The organism is Micromonospora sp. DT231 (genome assembly GCF_049847025.1).
GTDB lineage: Bacteria > Actinomycetota > Actinomycetes > Mycobacteriales > Micromonosporaceae > Micromonospora.
On record NZ_JBNCNO010000002.1, the window covers coordinates 619,867 to 637,928 of the forward strand.

15 protein-coding genes are annotated in these 18,062 nt (G+C 69.9%); 2 read left to right on the forward strand and 13 right to left on the reverse strand.

The window, feature by feature from the left end; genetic code table 11:
* Window positions 1–259 precede the first annotated feature (259 nt).
* From ACPXBU_RS07745 to acs, 3 genes are all read right to left on the reverse strand, one after another.
* Complete coding sequence (locus tag ACPXBU_RS07745; protein ID WP_425757561.1) at window positions 260–2,710, reverse strand: immune inhibitor A domain-containing protein; 2,451 nt, start codon at window positions 2,708–2,710, stop codon at window positions 260–262.
* 343 nt (window positions 2,711–3,053) lie between these two features.
* Window positions 3,054–5,849, reverse strand: coding sequence for an immune inhibitor A domain-containing protein (locus ACPXBU_RS07750; protein WP_393365643.1), 2,796 nt, complete (start codon window positions 5,847–5,849; stop codon window positions 3,054–3,056).
* A 268-nt stretch (window positions 5,850–6,117) separates the two neighbouring features.
* Entirely contained in the window at window positions 6,118–8,082 is a 1,965-nt protein-coding gene (acs, locus tag ACPXBU_RS07755; RefSeq protein WP_425757397.1) for an acetate--CoA ligase, read from the reverse strand.
* A 333-nt stretch (window positions 8,083–8,415) separates the two neighbouring features.
* Here acs and ACPXBU_RS07760 point away from each other — a divergent pair, with 333 nt between their 5' ends.
* Window positions 8,416–9,162, forward strand: a complete 747-nt coding sequence (locus tag ACPXBU_RS07760) for an oxidoreductase (RefSeq protein WP_425757399.1) — start codon at window positions 8,416–8,418, stop codon at window positions 9,160–9,162.
* A 7-nt stretch (window positions 9,163–9,169) separates the two neighbouring features.
* Here the strand turns inward: ACPXBU_RS07760 and ACPXBU_RS07765 are convergent, their stop codons facing one another.
* The 6 genes from ACPXBU_RS07765 to ACPXBU_RS07790 all read right to left on the reverse strand — a co-directional run bounded on the left by ACPXBU_RS07765 (window position 9,170) and on the right by ACPXBU_RS07790 (window position 14,511).
* Window positions 9,170–9,802 carry a TetR/AcrR family transcriptional regulator gene (locus ACPXBU_RS07765; protein WP_425757401.1) on the reverse strand — a complete coding sequence of 211 codons (633 nt, stop codon included), beginning with the start codon at window positions 9,800–9,802 and terminating at the stop codon, window positions 9,170–9,172.
* On the reverse strand, window positions 9,697–11,061 hold the full coding sequence (locus ACPXBU_RS07770; protein WP_425757403.1) for a methyltransferase: 1,365 nt from the start codon (window positions 11,059–11,061) through the stop codon (window positions 9,697–9,699). Before ACPXBU_RS07770 ends, ACPXBU_RS07765 begins: the two co-directional genes overlap by 106 nt.
* Window positions 11,058–11,972, reverse strand: a complete 915-nt coding sequence (locus ACPXBU_RS07775) for a hypothetical protein (RefSeq protein WP_393365652.1) — start codon at window positions 11,970–11,972, stop codon at window positions 11,058–11,060. The genes ACPXBU_RS07770 and ACPXBU_RS07775 overlap by 4 nt, the downstream gene beginning before the upstream one ends.
* Window positions 11,973–12,168: 196 nt before the next feature.
* Complete coding sequence (locus ACPXBU_RS07780) at window positions 12,169–12,972, reverse strand: HAD family hydrolase (protein WP_393365654.1); 804 nt, start codon at window positions 12,970–12,972, stop codon at window positions 12,169–12,171.
* A gap of 482 nt (window positions 12,973–13,454) precedes the next feature.
* Window positions 13,455–13,811 (reverse strand): hypothetical protein, encoded by a 357-nt coding sequence (locus tag ACPXBU_RS07785; RefSeq protein ID WP_425757406.1) that lies wholly within the window; start codon window positions 13,809–13,811, stop codon window positions 13,455–13,457.
* 79 nt (window positions 13,812–13,890) lie between these two features.
* Complete coding sequence (locus tag ACPXBU_RS07790; protein ID WP_425757408.1) at window positions 13,891–14,511, reverse strand: TetR/AcrR family transcriptional regulator; 621 nt, start codon at window positions 14,509–14,511, stop codon at window positions 13,891–13,893.
* Window positions 14,512–14,582: 71 nt separating this feature from the next.
* Between ACPXBU_RS07790 and ACPXBU_RS07795 the strand changes: the two genes are divergently transcribed.
* The gene (locus ACPXBU_RS07795; RefSeq protein ID WP_425757410.1) at window positions 14,583–14,984 is read left to right on the forward strand and encodes a nuclear transport factor 2 family protein; all 402 of its coding nucleotides are present in this window, start codon (window positions 14,583–14,585) and stop codon (window positions 14,982–14,984) included.
* A 33-nt stretch (window positions 14,985–15,017) separates the two neighbouring features.
* Here the strand turns inward: ACPXBU_RS07795 and ACPXBU_RS07800 are convergent, their stop codons facing one another.
* From ACPXBU_RS07800 to ACPXBU_RS07815, 4 genes are all read right to left on the reverse strand, one after another.
* Window positions 15,018–15,329 carry a hypothetical protein gene (locus tag ACPXBU_RS07800; protein ID WP_425757562.1) on the reverse strand — a complete coding sequence of 104 codons (312 nt, stop codon included), beginning with the start codon at window positions 15,327–15,329 and terminating at the stop codon, window positions 15,018–15,020.
* An 85-nt stretch (window positions 15,330–15,414) separates the two neighbouring features.
* Complete coding sequence (locus ACPXBU_RS07805; protein ID WP_425757412.1) at window positions 15,415–16,104, reverse strand: hypothetical protein; 690 nt, start codon at window positions 16,102–16,104, stop codon at window positions 15,415–15,417.
* An 843-nt stretch (window positions 16,105–16,947) separates the two neighbouring features.
* Entirely contained in the window at window positions 16,948–17,679 is a 732-nt protein-coding gene (locus tag ACPXBU_RS07810) for a hypothetical protein (protein WP_425757414.1), read from the reverse strand.
* A gap of 12 nt (window positions 17,680–17,691) precedes the next feature.
* Window positions 17,692–18,062 (reverse strand): hypothetical protein (locus tag ACPXBU_RS07815; RefSeq protein ID WP_425757416.1); only part of this gene is annotated, 371 nt, incomplete at its 5' end.

An 18,062-nucleotide genomic window follows, 5' to 3' on the forward strand; every position in this document is an offset into this window, starting at 1 on the left:
CGAGGTGGTGGCGCACCTCAAGCAGGTGGTCTGCGTGAAGGGCTGACGTGCCGTGGGGGGCGGGGGGGCCCGCCCCCCCCGCCCCCGCCCCGAAGCCCGCGCAGACCCCGGCCCCGGGGGGGGGGGGGAGGGGCCGCCCCCGCGGGCGGGGTGGGGGGGGGGGCGGGCTGGGGGGGGGGGCCGGGGGCCCGCGTCCACCGGGGGGGGCGCCGGCCCACACCCCGGCCCGCGCCGCCGCTGGGTGGTGCGGGATCGTCGGTCAGAAGATCCGGATCTTCATCGAGGTGCCGTCCTGCTCCAGAACCTTGATCTTGACACCGGTTGCCGGGAGCTTGACGCCGTGGTTCGGCAGCTCGTCGTAGAAGTACTTCTTGGTGTCGTCGAACAGGGGCTGGGCAGCCTCACCGCGGATGTACTGCGGCTGGCTGTTGAGACGCAGGGTGAACGAGTCGGCCTTCTTGAGGCTGAACGGCGCGTCATAGACCTGGATCCGGGCCCGCCACGGAGCACCGGACAGGTTGTAGATCGGCTCCGGGTGCGCGTCGATGTACAGGTTGCGACCCTCTCCCGGGTGACCGCCCGGGTTGGCCGCGGACGCCGGCGCGGTGTTGTTGTCCGACCAGCGGGTGTTCCAGTACGAGATGAGCAGGCCCTCCTGGTACGCGTAGTGGTCCACCCAGTCGGGGCGGGTGTTCGCGTAGCCGAAGAAGTACGGGCCGGTCTTCAGGTACTTGTCGTACGAGACGTACGACCGGTTGCCGGCGATGTAGAAGTTGTCGAACAGCCGGGTGTAGGTCGCACCGACCACCTGGAAGTCCTCCAGGGCCCAGCCGGCGTCGGTCTCGGCGCCGTCGCTGAACACGGTCTGACCGTCGGCGGTCACGGTGATCGCGTCACCGAAGAAACCACCCTCGGAGACACCACCGTCGGTGACGTAGTGCAGGCGAACCTGCGCCGCCTTGCCGGCGACCGCGGTCAGCGGGATGTTGATGTCGGCCCAGGTGCCCTTGCTGCTGCCGGACAGGGCCGGGCGGCCGGCGCCGTCGACGCCGATCGGCTGACCGTTGACCGTGCCGTTCAGATCGATCCAGCTCTGGCCGCCATCGGTCGACGCCTCGAAGTAGAGGTAGTCGTAGTTGGCTTCGATGCTGTACTTGCCCTTGAGCGACAGCGCCGCGGAGGACTTGCCGGTGAGGTCGAACGTCCTCGTCATCGAGCTGTCGAGGTTGTCCTCGTTACCGGAGAAATACTGTTTGGCGCCTTCGACAGGTGCGCCGTAGTTGAAGGTGTATTCCCGCTGGGGCAGCACCACCACGGCGGCCTGCGCCTTGTCCGAGTTGTATTCCTGTGGACCGAGGTCCAGCTTCTTGTCCTGGCCCGCGACGAACACCTTGTAGTCGAGCCAGCCGAGCTGGAGCTTGTTCCACGCGCCGAGGTCGCCGCCCCGGTCGCCGATGGCCGGGTCGTTCTTGGCGCCGAGCCGGCTCTGGGCCATCAGGGTCCAGTGCTCGTTGTTGTTGTCCGCGGGCCCGTAGTCGTCCGGCAGGCCCAGGTCGTGGCCGTACTCGTGGTAGAAGACGCTGCGGCCGCCGTTTTCCGGCTGGATCGTGTAGTCGCGGATCCAGACGCCGGTGTTGCCGATCTGGGTGCCGCCGATCGGGAAGTTCGGCGGGCCGACCGGCGAGCTGTTGAACGCCGACCAGCGGTGGCTCCAGATGGCGTCCTCACCCTGCTGCGGGTCACCGTCGGCCTGGTCGCCGCCGGAGTGGACGATCTGGAAGTGGTCGATGTAGCCGTCCGACTCGTTGAAGTCGCCGTCACCGTCGTAGTCGAACCGGTCCCACTGGTCGAAGGACCGCATCTCCTCGGCGATCTGCGCGTCCGTCTTGCCCTTGGCCTTCTGGTCGACGACCCACTGGTTGGCGGCGTCGCGGACCAGCGCCCAGGTGTTCGAGCAGACGTTGTCGGCGCAGACGGCCGGGTCGTCGCGCGGGTCCACCGGCTGGCCGGGCTCCGGGTCCGGGATCGGGTCGTCGGAGCGCCCGTAGCGCGCCTCGTTGTACCGGACCTTGACCCAGTCGGTCACCTCACCGTCGACGGTGTAGCGCCCCGAGGACTGCGCCTCGTAGTACTGCTTGAGCGACTCGTCGCCCGGGTTGGTGCCGAAGTAGACCTGGCGGTAGTGCTCCGGGCTGAAGTCCGGCTGCCAGATGGTGGAGTTGTCCACGGCCCGGTTGGGCTCGGGGATCTTGTTGTGCAGCGGCCCCTGGAACGTCGTCGGCCCGGCGATGTTCGGGTCGGTGTCCTTGTCCGGGTAGGACGGGTGCCGCTCGTCACCGAACTCGGCCAGGATCACGAAGATCTTGTCGGTCCGCTCCCGCTCAAGCTCGACGTACTGGTCCTGGGTGGCCTGAGCGCCAGCGGCGGACCGGGCGTTGCTGTTGGTGGCGGCCTTGCCGACCTCGCCGACCTTGACGACGGTGCTGCCGTTGCGCTCGATCGGCTTGCTACGACCGCTCAGCACGTCGCTGAGACCCTGCTCGCGCAGGGCGCGGCGCTTCTCCTCGAGCGTGTCGGGGAGCTCATCCTTCAGTGCCTGCGGTTCGGCAGCGGCGGGTGCTGCTACCGGCAGTTTGGGCTGAGGCGCCGCCGAGGCGGACGGGCCGAAAGCCAGGCCTGTCGCCGTCAGTGAGAGCCCGAGCAGACCCACTGCGACTTTGCGCACGTGGTACCTCCGGTGTGAGGGAACCGGCCCCACGGGGGTGCGGGCCGGTGGGAGATCGATCCCACGAGCGGGACCATTGGTGAACATAGTTACTGCTGGGACGGGTGGGAAGATGAACGCGTCGATTTGTTGCAAGATTTTGTGGGGAATGCTTTCCACCGTCACATCTCGGGCGCATCGTCAGCCACGGTGACCAGCGGGCGGACCGGCCACCCCGGTTTGCAACGACACATCTCGATAGATGTGATCAATGTACGACAGTGGGGCCGGAGGCGTTTCCGCCACCGGCCCCACCAACCACTGTTATCGGCTAACGCTCAGCAGAGCGTCACTTCTTCACCGGGGTGACGAAGATCGTCGCGGACGAGTTGTCCTTCGCGGCCTTCTTGATGGTGAGCGACACGCCGTAGTTCACGCCCGCGTCACCGGGGTTGCCGGTGCCCAGCACGATCGCGCCGCCGCCCAGGGTCACGCCGTAGAACTCCGGCGCCGGGCTGCCGTCCGGGTGGGTGACCCGGGTGGTGTACGGCGCGTTGTTCCGCGACGGCACGACCACCGAGGCGTCGTTGTCCCGCGCGTACGGAGACCCGTCGCGCATCTCGATGCCCGGGTACCAGGTCTTGGCGTCGGTGAAGGACTTCACCGGGGCCTGCGCCTTGAACTTGGTGCAGTACGCGCTGTACGGCTCGTCCGCCGCCTCCAGGCACTCCGTGAAGGGGTACGTCTTCTGGAGCGTGAACGCGGCGTTCGCCGACTGCGGGCGGCTGGGCAGGTTGTCCGTCACCGACGGGTCCTTCTCGGCCGCCACGCCCGTGCGGCGGTACGGGTCGAAGTGCGAGTCGACGATGAGCAGCCCGCCCTTCGCGCCGTAGCTGGGCAGGGAGGTCATCTGCCCGGTGACGTGGTTGACGTCGCCGAGCGCGCTGTCCCGGTACCACACCAGCATGCCCGGCGCGTTGTACGAGATCCGGTCGACCTTCCACGCCTCGTGCGAGTAGATCGTGTCGTACGCGTACTTCAGGCCCTTGTCGAAGCCGTCGAAGTTGCGCCACTCGGCCAGGTAGAACTGCGCGTGCACCTCGGTGCCGCTGGAGACCTTCCAGCCGCCGCCGTTGGTGTCGACGAAGGTGCCGCCGGTGGCCGTCCAGCCGTTGGCGCCGCCCTCGACGTCGTCGCTCCACGTGGTGGCGCCGCCGCCGGTCACCGAGAAGTCGTCGACGAACCAGTTGCGCTCCTCGAACGCCTCGTCGGTGGCCTGGCGCAGCCGCAGCTGCACGGTGGTCCCCGCGTACGCCGACAGGTCGACGTAGTCGTGGCGCCAGCCGTCGGTGCTGCCGGTCAGGCCGTACTTCTTGCCGCCGAAGTCGTTCATCCGGCCGTTCGGGTCCGGGTAGCCGTCGGGAGTGGTGACGACAGTGCCGCCCTCGTCGTACACCTTCTGCTCGGTCCAGGACGCGCCACCGTCGGTCGACAGCTCGACGAAGCCGTAGTCCCAGTCCTCCTCGATGATGTAGTTGTTCCACATCCAGAACTTCGCGTCCGCCGCGGCGGGCACGTCGACCGAGCGGCTCAGCTTGACGTCGGCCCAGCTCTGGTCGTTGTTGCTGTGCCACATCTTCGTGCCACTGTGCGGCGTGGCCAGCGTCGTCACCTTGTCCGGCAGGTCGACCTTGATGCCGTCCTCGGAGTCGATGGGCGTACGCGAGGTCTGCCCGAGCTTCACCTCACGCGGGTTCGATCCGGGGCGGATGGTCAGCGGGTCGGCCCAGCCGAGCACCCACTTGTCCCAGATGCCCATGTGCGTGGGCAGCGCCTGGAAGATCTCGCCGGAGTGCGAGCCGGACGCCATCAGGTCCCAGAAGTCCACGTCGGAGTCGGCGTTGCCGGACGTGTCGTAGAGGTCCGGGAGGCCCAGGTCGTGGCCGAACTCGTGGGCGAAGACACCGACGCCGGCGTCCTCCGGCTGCACGATGTAGTTCGACGCCTTGAGGTTGGTGCCCGGGATCGTGTAACCACCGGCGACCGTGGAGGAGTGCGCCCAGACGGCGTACACGCCCTCGGCGCCGCCGCCACGGGACTTGCCCTGACCGGCGTGCACCAGCACGAGGTGGTCGATCACGCCGTCCGGCTCGAAGACGTTGCCGTCACCGTCGCGGTCGGCCTGGTCCTCGATGTCGTAGTCGGCCCACGGGAAGGTCGGGTCCTTCGCGACGAGCGCGTCGATCGCGTCGGTCGCCAGGCGGCCCGCGCCGGCCGGGTTGTCCGGGTGGCCGTTCATCGACTGCTCACGGCCGGGAACCCAGGCGCCGGTCTCGTCCTGGAAGCAGCGGTTGGCCGCGTACCAGCCCTCGGAGTGCGGCACGGTGATCCAGGGGCTGGACTGCCCCTCCACCGTGTACGCGTTCTTGGACATCTCCAGGTACATGTTGTGCATGGTGCGACCGGACAGGTCGATGCCCTTCTTGCCGTCCGGGCCCTTCAGGTCCTTGCGGACCCGCTCGGTGATGCCCTGCTTGCTGTAGAGCATCTTGTTGTAGTGCGACGGCGAGAAGTCCGGCACCCACATCGAGTTGTTGTCCTCGTGGGGCAGCCGCGACGGGTCCGGGATCTTGTTGTGCTTCGGCCCGTTCTGCACGGTGCCGGGCACGCAGGTGCGGTCCTCGAACACCGTCTTCGGGACCATCACGTCGGTGAAGTCGTCGTTGGCCTTGTCGTTGAACTCGACAAGCAGCGTCAACAGCTTCGCCGTCTGCGTGGTCGGCGCCTTCTTGAACTTGCGGGGGTTCTGGCCGGTCTTCAGCGACTTGGCCTCGTCCTTGGCCAGTTGCCGGGCGGTCACCGGGTTGCCCCGAGCGTGCTTCTGGTCGAACTCGCGCGCGGACTCCACGGCAGGGGTGTAGACGCCACCCTTGCCCTTCACCTCGCGGCCTGTGGTGTCCGGCTGCACCTCGGGCTCGGCGTAGTTGATGTAGTGCTCATCCGCGCCGATCACCGCCTGAGGCGTCGGGGACGACGACTGGGCCGCCGCGCTGCCCGTCACGGTCAGTGACGTGGCCGCGAGGGCGATGGCGGGCAACGCGACGAGTAGTCGTCGTCGCGCCCCGGACTGCGGTTTGTGGTTCATGCCGCTCCATTTCTCGGGCATGGGGAGGAGGACGTGGGGTCCTTCGACCATCGATGTGACGAGTGTCGAATTCTTCCAACCTGCGTGAACCTAAATCACAACCGGCCGAAAGGACAGCGGGGGCCCACCGTCTGTGGCCGTTTAGCCGCTATCGGGTCAGCCGACCGACCGATGTGACAGCGGCGGGACGCTGCGGGCCGTACCCGTAAGAAATGACGGAGGGTGGCGGTCCGTACGGACCGCCACCCTCCGCTGTGTACGCCTGCCGTCAGTCCTCGTCGGACTTGGCTCCGCTCATCCCCGAGGAGATCAGCTCCATCACCGACGAGTCCTGCAACGTGGTCACGTCACCGAGCGACCGGTTCTCCGCGACATCGCGCAGCAACCGGCGCATGATCTTGCCGGAGCGGGTCTTCGGCAACTCCGCCACCAGCATGATCTGCCGCGGCTTGGCGATCGGCCCGAGCGTCTTCGACACGTGGTTGCGCAGCTCGGCGATGAGCTGCTCACCCGCGTCGCCGGCGATGTCGGTGCTACCGCGCGGGATGGCGAACGCGACGATGGCCTGCCCGGTGGTCGGGTCGGTCGCGCCCACCACCGCGGCCTCGGCCACCGACGGGTGTGACACGAGCGCCGACTCCACCTCGGTGGTCGAGATGTTGTGACCGGACACGAGCATCACGTCGTCGACCCGGCCGAGCAGCCAGATGTGCCCGTCGTCGTCCTTCTTGGCTCCGTCGCCGGCGAAGTACATGCCCTCGAACCGGCTCCAGTAGGTCTCGATGAACCTGTTGTCGTCACCCCAGATGGTGCGCAGCATCGACGGCCACGGCTCGCGCAGCACCAGGTAGCCGCCGCCACCGTTCGGCACCGACTGGCCCTGGTCGTCCACCACGTCGGCCACGATGCCCGGCAGCGGGGCCATCGCCGACCCGGGCTTGGTCGCGGTCACCCCCGGCAACGGGGAGATCATGATGGCGCCCGTCTCGGTCTGCCACCAGGTGTCGACGATGGGCAGCGCTCCGCCGCCGATGAACTCCCTGTACCACATCCAGGCCTCGGGGTTGATCGGCTCGCCGACGCTGCCGAGCAGCCGCAGCGACGACAGGTCGTGGCCGGCGGGGATGTCCTCGCCCCACTTCATCATCGTGCGGATCAGCGTCGGAGCGGTGTACAGGATGCTGACCTTGTACTTCTCGACGATGTCCCAGAACCGGCCCCTGTGCGGGGTGTCCGGGGTGCCCTCGTACATCACCTGGGTGGCGCCGTTCGAGAGCGGGCCGTACACGATGTAGGAGTGCCCGGTGACCCAGCCGATGTCGGCGGTGCACCAGTAGACGTCCGTCTCCGGCTTGAGGTCGAAGACCGCGTGCGTCGTGTACGACGCCTGGGTGAGGTAGCCGCCGGTGGTGTGCAGGATGCCCTTCGGGCGGGCCGTGGTGCCGCTTGTGTAGAGGATGAACAGCGGGTGCTCGGCGTCGAACGGCTGCGCGGTGTGCTCGGCCGACGCGGTCTCCACCGTCTCGTGCCACCAGTGGTCCTTCGCCGACCAGGCCACGTCCTCGCCGGTGCGGCGGACCACGAGCACGTGCTCCACCGACGGGCAGCTCGCCACCGCCTCGTCCACGGTCGGCTTCAGCGCCGACGGCTTGCCCCGCCGGTAGCCGCCATCCGCGGTGATCACCACCTTGGCGCTGGCGTCCTGGATCCGGTTGCTCAGCGAGTCGGCGGAGAAGCCGCCGAAGACCACGCTGTGCGCCGCGCCGATCCGGGCGCAGGCCAGCATCGCGACCGCCGCCTCCGGGATCATCGGCAGATAGATCGCCACCCGGTCGCCGGCCGTGACACCCAGCTCGGTGAGCGTGTTCGCCGCCCGGCAGGTCAGCTCGTGCAGGTCGGCGTACGTGATGGTCCGGGTGTCGCCCGGCTCGCCCTCCCAGTGGATGGCGACCTTGTCACCCCGGCCCGCCTCGACGTGCCGGTCCAGGCAGTTGTACGCCACGTTGAGCTGCCCACCGACGAACCACTTCGCGAACGGCGGGTTCGACCAGTCGAGCACCTCGTCCCACTTCTTCGACCAGGCCAGTCGGTCGGCCTGCTTCGCCCAGAACGCGAGGCGATCGGTCTCGGCCTCCGCGTACGCGTCAACCGTGACATTGGCCTGCGCGGCGAGTTCGGCCGGCGGGGGGAACTGGCGCGTCTCGTTCAGCAGATTGGCCAATGCCTCGCTCATGCCGTGACTCCTTCGTCCTCGGGTGACCTGCGTCTCGCTGGGCACGAGGGTAGTCCCGGGCCCTGCGGCAGGCGACCGCTGCCCGCCGCGTCGCGCCGAGCGGCCCTCACCACGCGCCCGACGGACCGGGTCGCCGCCAGTGGCACCTTGATCGACACGGGTTCCTTGAAATCGCGGTGTCCAGGCCAGGGGGACACCCCGACTTCAAGGAACCCGTGTTGACCTTGCCCGCGACGGGTGTCGGCCCGAACGGGGGCGCCTGGGCGGGTGGTGCGGGTCGCGCTGCGGCCGGGTGCGACCCGCCTGGCCGGGCCGGGTCGCTAGCGTGGCGGGGTGACCACCGACCCGCTCGCGCCCCTGCTCGCGCTCGCCGACATCGCCGCCGCCGTCGAGCAGGCCCGCGAGCGGTTCGACCAGGCGCTCGGGCACCGTGCGCTGCGCCGGCACGGCGGGCAGGTCGCCGCCGAGGTGAGCCTGCGCTCGGCGGTGGCCAGCGCCGCCCTCGAAGGGGCCGTGCACGACCGCGAGGCGGTCCGCGCCGGCACGGTCACCGACCCGTTGCTGCAGGGGGCGCTGCGGGTCGCCGGGGCGCTGCCCGGCCTCGGTGAGCTCTGGCCGAAGGCCCCGCGACAGGCTCTCGCGAAACTGCACGTGCTCGCCGCCCGGGACCTGGTGTCGGAGGCCGAGTTGGGCCGGCCGGTTGCCGATCCGGTGGTCGCCGCCCGACTGGCCGGGCTGGCCGGGCTGGTCGCCGGTGGCAGCGCTGTCTCACCGCTGGTGCTCGCCGCCGTCGTCCACGGTGAGTTGCTGAACCTGCGCCCGTTCGCCGGGCCGTCCGGCGTGGTGGCCCGTGGCGCCGCGCGGCTGGTGCTGCTCGCCAGCGGCCTCGACCCGCGCGGGCTGCTCGCCGTCGACGTCGGGCACCGGGAGCGGGAACCCGAGTACGTCGGCTCGGCCGGCGCCTTCGCCACTGGCACGCCGGACGGGCTGCGCTCCTGGCTGCGCCACTACCTGGCGGCGGTCGAGGTCGGCGCCGACCAGCTCACCGCCATCGGCGACGAGATCCTCGCCGCCGCCTGAGTGGCTGTCACTCCCGCCGTACCGCGCGGTTGACCTTGGCTTGCAGCGCTCGGCGGGCGATCGGCCCGAGGTCGTCGACGATCTCCAGCAGCAGCGCGAGCTGGTCGAGCGCGGCCAACGCCTGGTCGGCGCCCGCCCGGTCCACCCCCTCGTAGAGTTCCAGCCCGATGAACGCGGCCGACACCGCGCGGGCCAGCCCGGGCACGTCGGCCACCTCGGCGAACGGTGACCCGGCGAGCAGCCTGCGCAGGACCGCCTCGATCTCGTCCACCCAGAGCTGGAGCGCCGCGGCCGTCGGCGCGGCGATCCGCTGGTCCGCCTGTGCCCCGGCCAGCATCTGGGCCAGGAAGCTGACGTTGCCGAGTTGGCGTTCCTCGTCGTGCAACGCCCGCCCGACGGCGAGCAGATCCCGCAGCGAGCCGGCCGAGGCCAACCGTGCCGACCAGTGCCGGACCCGCTCGGCCGTGCCGGTCCGGCAGGCCGCCGCGAGCAGGTCGTCGACGGTGCCGAAGTGGTAGAAGACAAGCGCCTGGTTCACCCCGGCGGCGGCGGCGATGGTACGGGCGGAGACGCCGGCGATGCCGTGCTCCCGGATGGCGGCGATGGTGCCGTCGAGGAGGCGTTGTTTGGTGTCGGACATGGCTCTCCTCGCGGGCGGGCCGGGTGCGGCGGTGCGATCATCGCATCGGTGACCAGTTGGGCGAGCCAGGTGACCCCGGGCAGTCGTAGGGTCCAACCCGCCAGCGCCCAGCCGAGGTGGACGTGTTCGAGTCCGCGGGCGACGGCGGCCACCCCCCGTTCCACGTGACCGTCGCCGCCCACGTACTCCGCCCGCCACAGCACGTGCTCGTGCTCCCGAGCGGGCCGGATCCACAGCCCGACCGGGTGCCGGCGGGCCAGCATCCGCCAGGTGGCCGCGCAGGGCCCGCAGTCGTCGTCCAACCAGAGCACCGCCGGTGGCCCGACCGGGTACGGCCGCCAGCGAGGCCACCAGTCGCGCACCCGCTCCCGGTACGATCGCCAGGAGTCGCCGTACCGCGCCCGTAGATCGTGGTGCTCGTGCGGCCCGGCCACCGCCGCCCCGAACGCTCCCGTCGACAGCGCCGTGAGGGCCAGGGTGACGCTCCGGGTGGCCACGGCGGTGCACAGCAGCACCACCACCGCGCTGAGCTGCATCGGGTTGGCCAGGTAGGCGTACGGGCCGGTGGTGACCAGACGACGCGGCGGGTCCCACGGGTACGGCGTGCCACCGCCCCGGGCGGCGAACTCGGCGACGGCAGCCAACGCCGGCGTGGCGGCCAGCAGGGCCAGTTGCGCCGCCACCAGCAGCCCGGTGCGGTTCAGCCCGGTCAGCCCCGCCCACGACCCGTCGCCGAACTCGAAGGCCAGGGTCGGCACGAACCAGAGCAGCAGGGCGGCGAAGACGCCGACCTGGAGGAGCGTCCGCGTGCCGAGGTGCCGGCGGTCGGCGCAGAATCGACCGAGCAGTTGGGCGGGTAGGGCCACCACGAGCAGCCCGACCACCTCCCCGACGAGCCAGTGCGGCCCGAGGCGGACCAGTGGGTGCAGCGCCGGCATCGCGACCGCGTCGACCCAGAGCAGCAGACCCAGCGCGACCGGCAGCGGCAGCACCCGGCGCAGCAGCACCGGCAGCGGACCCCAGAGGACGGCCCAGCCGATCCACAGGTCCACCGGCATCCCCCGGAACGCGCCGTCGACAGGCGTGAACGCGTACCAGCCGATCCGGCGAGCGACCTCGTGCAGCGCGGCGATGCCGATCCCGGCGGCCACGAACGCCAACAGCCCCGCGGCCCGGGAGGCCCGGTCCCGCACCCGGCCACCGACGGCGAGCACGGCGACAAGCGGCAGCGCCAGGCTCAGCCAGCGGGCGACTGTCACTCCAACGCCAGCATGTCGAGCAGGTGCCCGGCCCCGGCGCCGAGCAACACCTGCTGCACCGGCCCGAAGTACCAGGACGGGTCCAGGCCCCGGGCGTAGTCGACCCGGACCCGGACCTCGGTGTGCCCCGGATCGATCGCCCGCCAGCTCAGCTCCGCGTGCCGCCAGGTGAACCAGCGCGCGGTGATGGAGCTGTCCTCGACGAAGCGGAAGCCGATCCGCCCCGGTGCGACGTCGTCCACCTCGGCGAGCAGGTGGCCCCCCGGACCGTGCGCGCTGCCGTGGTAACCGAACATCCACCTGTCGCCGAGGCTGAGCCCGTCGCCACTGACCTGCCCCGGTGTGGGTACGCCCAGCAGTCGCAGCGGCGCGGAACGGACGGCGGTCGGGCGAGGGCCGGCGGCGAGGTGCTCGGCCACCCGGTCGACGGGGAGCCCGACGACCCTGGTCACCTCGACCGTCTGCTCGGGGTCGACCCGGCCGGCGATGCCGCTGCCCTCCAGGCCCGGCAGGAGCAGCAGCGGCACGGCCGCGAACACGTACGGCCGGTTGGCCTTCCGGAGAGCGTGGATCAGCGCGGTGGTGCCGTGCGCCACGGCGTAGACGAGCGGGGCGGCCAGGACGACGCAGATCGCGCCCTCGTGCAGCAGCACCCCCGCCAGCAGCAGGGCCATCGTGGTGGCCGTGAAGACCCTGCCGTGGGTTGTCTGGCGGGGGGTGAGCGCGAGGGCGGCGGCCAGCAGCACCGGGAGCGCCACGAAGAGCGCGGCGCTGTCGGCCCGGCCCTGATTGACCACCCCGACGAAGACGACCAGCCCGAAGAGCGTGATCAGGCCGGCCAGCACCCAGTTGGCGGCCGTCCGCTCGGCCGGCTGTTCCTCGTCGTCATGCGGCTGTTCCTCGTGGACCATGTGTGACCTCCCCGTTTGAGCGATCGCTCAAACGGAGCATACGACTGTTTGAGCGATCGCTCAAACAGGTTGTCGGCGCGAGTGGGCACGGTGCGGGTGACGAGGGTGGCACCCACCGTCACGTCGGCGACACGTGCCGAGGCGAGGGAAACCGCGGGAAGGGTCGCGCAGGCCGGGCCGGGCCGGGCCGGACCGGTCAGGCGGTGGCGGCGGCGCGGGTCCGGCGATGCCGGCCGTACCAGGCGATACCGATGGCCACGCCAACCCCGACCCCCAGGGCCGCGGCGGCCACCGGGACAGCGGGTCGTTCCCGCAGGCGACGGCCCAGCGGGATCGGGTGCCGGAACTCCAGCACCGGCCAGGCATTCTCCGAGGCCAGCTTGCGCAACTGCCGGTCCGGATTGACCACACTCGGGTGACCGACACACTCCAAGAGCGGACGATCGCTGTACGAGTCGGAGTAGGCGTACGAGTCGGCCAGGTCGTAACCCCGAACCGCCGCCAACTCGCCGACCGCCTCGACCTTGCTCGGACCAGCCGCGTAGAACTCGACCTCGCCGCTGTACCTGCCGTCCCGAACCGTCATCCGGGTGGCGATCACGTCGGTGACCCCGAGCAGCTCGCCGATCGGCCGGACCATCTCCTCGCCGGACGCCGACACCAGCACCACGTCCCGCCCGGCGGCCTGGTGCTCCGCGATCAGGACGGCGGCTTCGGCGTACACATAGGGGTTGATCAGCTCATGCAGCGTCTCCGCGACGATCTGGCGGACCTGCTCCACCTGCCAGCCCTTGCAGAGCGCGGCCAGGTAGTCCCGTGTTCGGGCCATGGTCTGCTCGTCGGTGCCGCCCAGCCGGAACATCAGCTGCGCGTACGCCGACTTGACCACGTCACGCCGGGTGATCAGCCCGTCCCGGTAGAACGGCCGACCGAACGCCAGGGCGCTCGACTTGGCGATGACGGTCTTGTCCAGATCGAAGAAAGCGGCACTTCGGCCCACGGCGCGAAAGTCTAGCCGGATGGTCTATCGTCGGCGGGTGCCCGGGGTCAGGCCACCCTTCAGACCTGCGGGCTGGCACCACAAATCCCGCTCTGCGTGATCACGCTCACACTCTGCGAGGAGATTTTCGCAGTGAGTGGGGTCGGCACCACTCGACGTGACGGGTCCGCTCAGGCAGACTTGTCCGTACGACGCGCTTTCACATCCCCGAAACAGACAAAGACCCTCAGCGGTTGCACCCCCCGTGGCCGCTGAGTGGTTCGGCTCGACCCCCCCGGAGCCGAACCTTCGACGACCCCCGTCTCCCCCCGACGGGGGTCGTCCCTTGTCCGGGAGCGCTTCCGAACTGGTGAAGGCATGCCGCGCGGGCCGGCCGGTCGAGGCGAAAGCGCGCCGCCCGATCCAGTGACGCCGCGACCGCCCGCACCTTCCTCCTCGCCGGGCTGCTCGCCCAGGTCGGCATGACAACAGACCTGGGCCATTCAACCGCGGTAGCCGCGTCCGCCCGGCTGAGATTCCCGCCGTTCTTCGACGATCAGCCCGCCGAAGATCGTCACCGGCGGGACCGAACTGCCGACGATCAGCACGAGTCCGAGTCCGGCAAGCAACCACGCCCGCCCCACGGTTGGCTGCCTTCTGGCGCGCAGCCACAGCCACACCGCAACGGGGTAGGCGATCAGCGCCGGCGCCCCGATCGCGAGGCTGGGAGCAAGGTCTGAGCCTCCTACGGTGCCGGTGAGCACGAACAATGCCGCAGACGGCAGGGCGCAGATGCCGAGCAGGCACATGGCGATGAACAGCAGTGTGCTGGGCAGCCGCGATGGCCGGGCATCTTCCATCCGGCGACCGTACCGAATTGATGCCTCGTGAACCGCGCGCGATCAACGCCGCTGATTCCAGGTCGGGGGCTCGCTCGCCTCACCCGCTAGTGCCGTCCCTGTCCACCTGGACACCGCTGAGCAGCAGCCCGACGAGCCGTCGGGCGTGTGCCACATCGGTGCCGGTGAGAGCGGCACCGCTGCCGATGGCCAGCAGATCGGTCACGGTGAGATCGGATCGTACGGCGCCGGCGTCCTGTGCGCGCCGCAGCAGGTTGGTCGCCGTGGAGCGCATCGACTCATGCCACTTGTCGAACATTCCGGTCCGGCGGGCGCCGGGGCCTTCGGTGGCGGCGAGGGCGAGCGCGCGTTTCGTCGCGACGTGGATGACGAACGCGTCCAGCCAGGTGAAGAGTGCGTCTGCGGGCGACGGGTCGCCGAGCAGGTCGGCGCCCTGTCGGCACAGCGCGGCTACCTCGTCGGCATAGACGGCGACGAGCAGGTCGCCCCGGGTTGGGAAGTGCCGGTAGAGGGTCGCGTTGCCGACGCCGGCCCGCCGCGCCACCTCGTCGAGGGCGACCTCAGACCCGGACTCGTCGACCAGTTCGCGCGCCGCGGCGAGCAGCCGCTCGGCGTTGCGTGTGGCATCCGCCCTGCGCCCATGCCCGGGAGTCGCCGGGTTGTCCGCGTTCGACGCCATCCGCAACTCCAGGTTTGCCAAGTGGGGAACTCCCCGCTTAGAGTACCAAGCCTAAGTGGGGAGCTTTCCGGTTAGAGCCAGTGGAGGACGCCATGACGCTGACCGCCGAGGACCGCGCGGCCATCACGGACCTGATCAACCGGCACGGCCACCTGACCGACAGCGGCGAGTTCGACCGGATGCACGAGCTGTTCACCGGGGACGTGGCCTATGACGTCACCGACCTTGGCGGCGGGGTGCTCACCGGGCTGGCAATGCTGAAGGACGCCGCGCTGGCCCTGGGTCAGGGGAACCCCGTCGCTCACCACGTCACAAACATCGCGCTCACCGAGCTAGCCGACGACCGCGTGCACGCACTGTCGAAGGGCATCGGCATCAACGCGGACGGCACCATCGGCAGCGTGACCTATGAGGACACGATCGTGCGCGGCGACAGCGGGTGGCGCATCAGCCACCGCACGGTCCGTGCCCGGCGAGTCCCCCTGACGCGCTGACTGCTCTCTCCCCGGACGTTCCTCTGGGCTTGGTCAGGCCCCGGAAGGAGCCGACGTCAGCCGGTGGGTGAGTTCGTCGAGGCAGGCGGTGAGGTCAGCGGCGGTCGACATGTCGTAGTGGGTGCTGATGACGGTGCCTGCGGAGAGGTCGGCGAGGTCAAGTTCGGCTTCGCCGCTGGTCCAGACGGTCAGCTGGGCCTCGCGGTCTTTGGTGGCGCAGTGGATCCAGGCCGCTGACTTGTCGCGGGTGGGGCCGCGATGCAGTTTCCAGTGCACGCCTGCGTCGTTCCATTGGCTGGCATGGGAGGTGACGGCGTCGGCGAAGACATCGAGGTCAAGTTCCATCACGGCGCTGATGCTAGAGCAGCAGCGGCCGGGTCTGAGCGGACGCCGCCGTCACCGCGTTCAGCACCTCACCCGAACGAGCCGTTTACTCCCAACCCTTCTGGTAGGCGCCCACGAACGCGCCCTCCGCGCCGAACGCCATCACCAGGTGCGCGACAGCGATAGCCGCAGCGGCCGCGCCACCTGCGCGGGCAAGCACCACCTGTAGGCCACGGGTCGCGCCGGACCCGCTGGCCGACGGCCGGTCGAACAGGTACGACCAGCGCGACCCCGCGTACCCGAGGAAGGCGGCAGACAGCAGCACGCCCTGCAACGCGAACGACGTGTAGACCACCACATAGGTCCAGGGGGCCACGAGGCCACCAGTGAGACTCACCTCGCGGCCACCTGTCACCGCGCCGGCCAGCGAGCCGTTGACCACCTCGAGCACGGCTGGGGTCAGCAGCCCGATGCCGACCCAGACCGGCGCCAGCACCAGCCACGCCGGCAGCCGCAGCCCCCAGCGGTGAGTGAACGCCACCGCGACAAGGATCGCCACGACGTCCATCGCCGCGGTGACGATGTTCGGTGCGACGAAGTCCGCGCCACGCGCCGGCGAACCCTCCGGCACGCCGACCATCACTCCGCCGATCCACATCACCTTCAGAACCAGGTACGGCAGCACCGCGGCGACCACCCCGTAGCCGATCACCATCCGGGTCACCCGCGCACGCCGCGCTCGGTCGACGACCAGCCCGTGCGGACCGGGGCCGCGCGACACCACATCGATAGTCATAGGCCGATGGTCCGGGCCGACGGGGCGCCGCTCCTCCCCAGTAGAGGCCAGTGCCTTCCCTCAAGCGGGGGAGCCTCGACTGCCGGCATCCCGCGCTGATGCCCTGCCAGTCGATCGCCGTGACCACGATCGAGCGGTATCCGACGCCCGCAATCCACGTGATCGGACATGACGTGGCTTTCGGAAAAGGGGTCCGGAGTGGAGCTACGCGCTGCCACCGTCTCGCTGAATCACGACGAATATCCACTTTCGGCAAACGGCTATATGTGACCAAACCGACTTCATGGTTTCAATCGGTCGAATACGCTGCACTTCGCCGTGAAGTATCGGTAAGTCACTGCCATGTAGCTCTGGGTGTGTCCGGAGTGGCTCTCTGGAGGGGTCATGAACAACGACCGACGGCTGCAGCGCGCCCTCAAGCATGGCCGCGCCGCGTCCGGGCTGAGTTCTGCCCTGCTGGTAGTCGGGATGACGGGCGGGCCCGCAGCCGCAGCGCAACCCGAGGAAGTGACGTCCTCCGTCCGGGGCGCGCACATCGGTACGCCCGGTCCGCTCGGCCAGCACGGCGGGTGGCCGTTGTCCTGGTCGACCGTCCGCCTGGACGCCGATGGACCTGACTCGTCGGACCAGCACCCTGACACGCCAACGGACTGTGGCCCGCAGGGCTGGCAGGGCCCGTGGGGTGGAAAGGACGGGGGCAAGCACCCGTACGACTCGCATGGAGGCAAGGGCACTCAAGGCCCCCAGGGCGACACCGGTGCTCAGGGCCCGCAGGGTGACGTGGGCGCACAAGGTTTCCAGGGTGCCCGGGGCAACACCGGCGCTCAAGGCGAGACCGGCGCCTCAGGTGCGCAGGGCGATGCGGGTGCTCAAGGCGCGCAGGGCAACGTCGGTGCTCAAGGTGCGCAGGGCGATGCGGGTGCTCAAGGCGCCCAGGGCAACGTCGGTACTCAGGGCGTGCAGGGCGATGCCGGTGCTCAAGGCGCCCAGGGCAACGTGGGTGCTCAAGGCGCCCAAGGCGATGCCGGTGCTCAGGGCGTGCAGGGTGTGGCCGGTACTCAGGGCGCTCAGGGTTTCCAGGGTGCGAACGGTGATGTAGGCGCTCGGGGTGCCGTTGGGGCGCAGGGCGAGGCCGGTGTTCAGGGTGCCCAAGGGGCACAGGGCGACGCCGGTGTTCAAGGTGCTCAGGGTGATGCTGGCGTTCAGGGTGCCCAAGGTTTCCAGGGTGCCGTGGGTGCTCAAGGCGAGGCGGGGGTTCAGGGCGCTCAAGGTGCTCAGGGCGTGCAGGGCGAGGCCGGCGTTCAGGGTGCGCAGGGTTTCCAGGGTGTGCAAGGCGATGCTGGCGCGCAGGGAGCGCAGGGCGAGGCCGGCGTTCAGGGTGCGCAGGGCGCTGAAGGTCTCCAGGGTGCGCAGGGCGCTGAAGGTCTCCAGGGTGCGCAGGGCGATGCTGGCGCTCAGGGCTCTCAAGGTGCGCAGGGCGAGGTCGGGGTTCAGGGTGCTCAAGGTTTTCAGGGCGACGTAGGCGCTCAAGGTGCTCAGGGCGTACAGGGCGAGGCCGGCGTTCAGGGCGCGCAAGGCGCTGAAGGTCTACAGGGTGCGCAGGGCGATGCCGGTGCCCAAGGTGCTCAAGGAGCGCAGGGCGGCGCTGGAGTTCAGGGCGCTCAAGGTTTTCAGGGCGAGGTCGGCGCGCAGGGCGTGCAGGGTGAGACCGGCGTTCAAGGTGCGCAAGGTGATGCCGGGGTTCAGGGTGCTCAAGGTTTTCAGGGTGACATAGGTGCTCAGGGCGTGCAGGGCGGGGCCGGCGTTCAGGGCGCGCAGGGCGCTGAAGGTCTCCAGGGTGCGCAGGGCGATGCTGGTGCTCAAGGTGCTCAAGGTGCTCAAGGTGCTCAAGGAGCGCAGGGCGGCGCTGGAGTTCAGGGCGCTCAAGGTTTTCAGGGCGAGGTCGGCGCGCAGGGCGT